Here is a 4,451-nt window from a genome sequence, read left to right as displayed (position 1 = left end):
ACCTCATCAAAAGCAGCAGCGAACACCGGAAACCGCCCGTACAACTCCAGCCCCATGCCCAGCCGCTGCGACCCCTGACCCGAGAACAGGAACGCCGTCCTGCCCTTGAGCGGGTTCGCTGTCCGGGCTCCGGAGGCGACTGCGGTGAGTGCCTGGGCCAGTTCCTCCCGGTCGCGTCCGACGGCGGCGGCCCGGTACGGCAGCCCCGCCCGCGCGGTGGCCAGCGTGTACGCCACGTCGTTGAGGTCGGCGTCATCGACGACGGCGAGAAGCCGGCGGGCCTGCTCGCGCAGCGCTTCAGGGCTGCGCGCCGACAGCAGCCACGGCACCGGTCCGGGGGGCGCGGGCACGGGCTCCTCTGGCGGCGTGGGCTGCTCCAGGATCACGTGGGCGTTGGTGCCGCTGATCCCGAACGACGACACCCCCGCCCGCCGCGGCCGATCCATCGCAGGCCACGGCTGCTGCTCGGTCAGCAACGCCACCGCACCCGACGACCAATCCACATGCGACGACGGCTCATCCACATGCAAGGTCCGCGGCAACACGCCGTGCCGCATCGCCTCCACCATCTTGATCACACCCGCGACACCCGCCGCCGCCTGCGCATGCCCGATGTTCGACTTCACCGACCCCAGCCACAACGGCCGCTCCCGGCCCTGACCATAGGTCGCAAGCAACGCCTGCGCCTCGATCGGATCACCGAGCGCCGTCCCCGTCCCGTGCGCCTCCACCACATCCACATCACCGGCCGACAACCCAGCCCCCGCCAACGCCTGAGCGATCACCCGCTCCTGCGAAGGACCGTTCGGCGCCGTCAGACCATTGGAAGCGCCGTCCTGATTGACCGCGCTCCCCCGCACCACCGCCAGCACCCGCCGCCCCGACCGCACAGCATCGGACAGGCGTTCCAGCACCAGCAGCCCCACGCCCTCCGACCACCCCGTCCCGTCCGCCCCCTCCGCGAACGACTTGCACCGGCCATCGGGAGCCAGCCCCCGCTGACGGCTGAACTCCACGAAGGTGTTCGGGGACGCCATCACGGTGACCCCGCCCGCCAGCGCGAGCGTGCACTCGCCGCGGCGTAGCGACTGGACGGCCAGATGCAGCGCCACCAGCGACGACGAACACGCCGTGTCGATCGTGACGGCGGGCCCCTCCAGCCCGAACGTGTAGGCGATGCGCCCGGTCGCGACACTCGCCGCGTTGCCGTTGCCGAGGAAGCCTTCCAGCTCCTCCGGCACCCTGTGCAGCCGCGACTGGTAGTCGTGATACATCAGCCCGGCGAACACCCCGGTACGGCTGCCGCCCAGCGACACCGGGTCGATGCCGGCCCGCTCGAACGCCTCCCACGACGTCTCCAGCAGCAGCCGCTGCTGGGGATCCATCGCCAGCGCCTCGCGCGGCGAGATCCCGAAGAAGTCGGCGTCGAAGCCGGCCGCGTCGTGCAGGAACCCGCCGTACCGGGTGGTGGAGGTGCCGGGCCCCGTCCCGGAGCCGAGCAGCGCGGCGAGGTCCCAGCCCCGGTCGGCGGGGAAGTCGGTGATCGCGTCGCGACCCGCCGCGACCAGCTCCCACAGCTCCTCCGGCGAGGTCACCCCGCCGGGGAACCGGCACGCCATGCCGACGATCGCGATGGGCTCGCGGTCCGCCTCCTCGGCCTCGCGCAGCCGTCGCTGGGCGTCCTGCGCCTCGGCGATGGCCCGTCTGAGGTATTCGCGCAGCCTGTCCTCGTTGGCGTTCGTCATGCGGCGTCAGTCCCCCAGGTTCTCAACAAGGTCGAAGAGTTCGTCGTCGCTGGCGGTGGCCAGGTCGGTGGCCGTCGGCGCCAGCTGCGCGGCGAGTGCGCGCAACCGGGTCACGATGCGGTCGCGGGAGGCGTCGTCCTGCTGCGCGGCCAGCGTGGCCTCGAAGCGGTCGAACGCGGCGCCGATCGGGTCGGGCGCCGCCTGGCGGACCCGCGCGTGCAGGTGCCCGGCGAGCGCCTCCGGCGTCGGGTAGTCGAAGACGAGCGTGGCGGGCAGGTCCAGCCCGATCTCGGTGCGCAGGCGGTTGCGGAGGTCCACCCCGGTCAGCGAGTCGAAGCCGAGCTCCTTGAACTGCCGGTCCAGGTCGATCTCCCGGGTGTCCGCGTGGCCGAGTACCTGGGCGACGTGGCGGCGTACCAGGTCGAGGAGCAGGCTCGCGGCTTCGGCGTCCGGCAGGGCCGCCAGCCGGTCCAGCAGCGGCTCCGAGGGCCGCTCCGGCCTCCGGGCGGCGGGCGAGGAGTCGCGCAGGAGCGGATGTGCGCGCGCGGCGCCGGGGTCCAGCTTGACCGGTACGACGGTGGCCCGGCCGTCGGCGAGCACGGCGTCGAACAGGGCGAGCGCCTCGTCCGTGGCCAGCGGCCGGACTCCGAGCCGCGCGAGGCGCGCGTGGTCGGCGGCGCCGAGCCCTTCGCTGATGCCGCTGGCCTGCGCCCACAGTCCCCACGCCAGCGAGGTCGCGGGCAGCCCGGCGGCGCGGCGGCGCCTGGCCAGCGCGTCGAGGAACTGGTTCGCGGCGGCGTAGTTGGCCTGTCCCGCGCTGCCGAGCACCCCGGCCGCGGAGGAGAACAGCACGAACGCGGCCGGCCCGTGGTGGCGGGTGAGCTCGTGGAGGTTCCAGGCGGCGTCGGCCTTGGAGCGCAGGACGGTGCCGAGCCGGTCGGGGGTCAGCGACTCGACCAGCCCGTCATCGGTCACGCCCGCCGCGTGCACGACCCCCGTCAGCGGCCGGTCGAGCGTGGCGAGGAACGCCGCCAGCGCCTGCCTGTCCGCGACGTCCACGGCGGCGACGCGGACGCTCGCTCCCAGCCCGGTCAGCTCGGCGGCCAGGTCGTCGGCGCCCGGCGCGCCGGCGCCGCTTCTGCTGGCCAGCACGAGATGCCGGACACCGTGCGCGGTCACCAGGTGGCGGGCGAGCAGGCCGCCGAGAGTGCCGGTGCCACCGGTGATGAGCACGGCCCCGTGAGGGTTCCAGCCGTGGCCGGGCTCGCTCCCCTCCGGAGTGCCGGGCGTGACCCTGGCCAGCCTGGGGACGAGCACCTCGCGGTCGCGGACGGTGAGCTGCGCCTCCCCGGTGGCCAGCGCGGCGGCCAGGGCATCGCTGGCGGCGTTCCCGTCGAGGTCGAGCAGCGTGAACCGGTCGGGGTGCTCGGCCTGCGCGGAGCGCACCAGGCCCCAGACCGCCGCCCCCACCGGGTCGGTGGAGGTCGCGCCACGCGTCACGACGACCAGTCGGGAGCGGGCGAAGCGGGGGTCGGCGAGCCAGCTCTGCATCGTGCGCAGCACGTCCGCCACGGCCTCGCGCGCCCGCGACGGTGACGGCTCGCCGGGCCCGAGCGGGACGAGCACCGCGTCCGGCACGCCCGCCGCCGCCACCGATTCCAGGTCGGGGTGCCGCGTGCCCGTCAGCTCCGGCTCCCCCTCTCCCACGACGGCCCACCGGGTGGCCGGAGCGGCCGGAAGCGTGCGCAACGGGGTCCACTCGACGTCGAAGAGCGCGTCGGCGGCGAGCATCCGCCGGGCGGCCGGGAGGGCCAGCGGTCGGATGGCGACGGCCTCGACGCCCGCGATCGGCCTGCCGGTGTCGTCCGCGACGACGATCGACGCCTGGTCAGGCGCTGTGGCCGTCACGCGGACACGCAGCCGGGAGGTGGCGGCGCCGTGCAGGTACACGCCCCGCCACGAGAACGGCACCTGCGCCGTGCCACTGCCGTCCGGCGTCAGCAGGTGCAGGGCCGCGTCGAAGAAGGCCGGATGGAAGGCGTAGCGTCCGGCGTCGGTGGCCAGCGACTCCGGCAGGACCAGCTCGGCATGGGTGTCGTCGCCGTCGCGCCACGCGCGCACCAGCCCGCGGAAGGCGGGGCCGTAGTGCAGCCCGGCCGAGGCGAGCGCCGCGTACAGGCCGTCCACGTCGATGGGGTCACCGGGTGGCGGCCATGCTGCGAGGCTTCCGATCGGGGCGGCCGGCGCTTCGGTCACCGTGCCCGCCGCGTGCCGGGTCCACGGCTGATCGTCTGCGGCGCGGGCGTGCACGGTCAGCTCGGCACGACCGTCCGGGCCGCGGGCGGTGACCCGGGCCTGGATCTGCAGCCCGCCCGTCTCCGGCAGCACCAGCGGGGCGTGCAGGACGAGCTCTTCGATGCCCGCGTACCCGGTGTGCTCGACGGCCTGCCAGGCCAGCTCCACCAGGGCGGCGCCGGGCAGGATCCGGCTGCCCGCGACGACGTGGTCGGCCAGCCAGGGGTGGGTCTGGGCCGACAGGCGTCCAGTGAGCAGGAGCCCGTCGCCGTCGGCCAGGGAGATGGCGGCGCCGAGCAGCGGATGTCCGAGCGGCGTCTGGCCCAGCCCGGCGGCGTCGGTGCCGGAGGTGGGGGCCAGCCAGTAGCGGCGGCGCTGGAACGGATACGTGGGCAGGTCGACCTGCCGGCC

At 74.7% G+C, this 4,451-nt stretch carries 2 protein-coding genes; both read right to left on the bottom strand.

Annotated features, from left to right (window positions below; genetic code table 11):
• The coding region (locus AB0I79_RS63110; RefSeq protein WP_357896290.1) for a type I polyketide synthase at positions 1–1,745 on the bottom strand (1,745 nt) is incomplete at its 3' end.
• A 6-nt stretch (positions 1,746–1,751) separates the two neighbouring features.
• On the bottom strand, positions 1,752–4,451 hold a 2,700-nt coding region (locus tag AB0I79_RS63105), incomplete at its 5' end, for a type I polyketide synthase (protein WP_357896288.1).

Origin of the sequence: Nonomuraea sp. NPDC050202 (assembly GCF_040656115.1) — a bacterium.
In the GTDB taxonomy this organism is placed as follows: domain Bacteria; phylum Actinomycetota; class Actinomycetes; order Streptosporangiales; family Streptosporangiaceae; genus Nonomuraea.
Note: the sequence above shows the minus strand (reverse complement) of the source record. Positions and strands in the feature narration are given on the sequence as shown.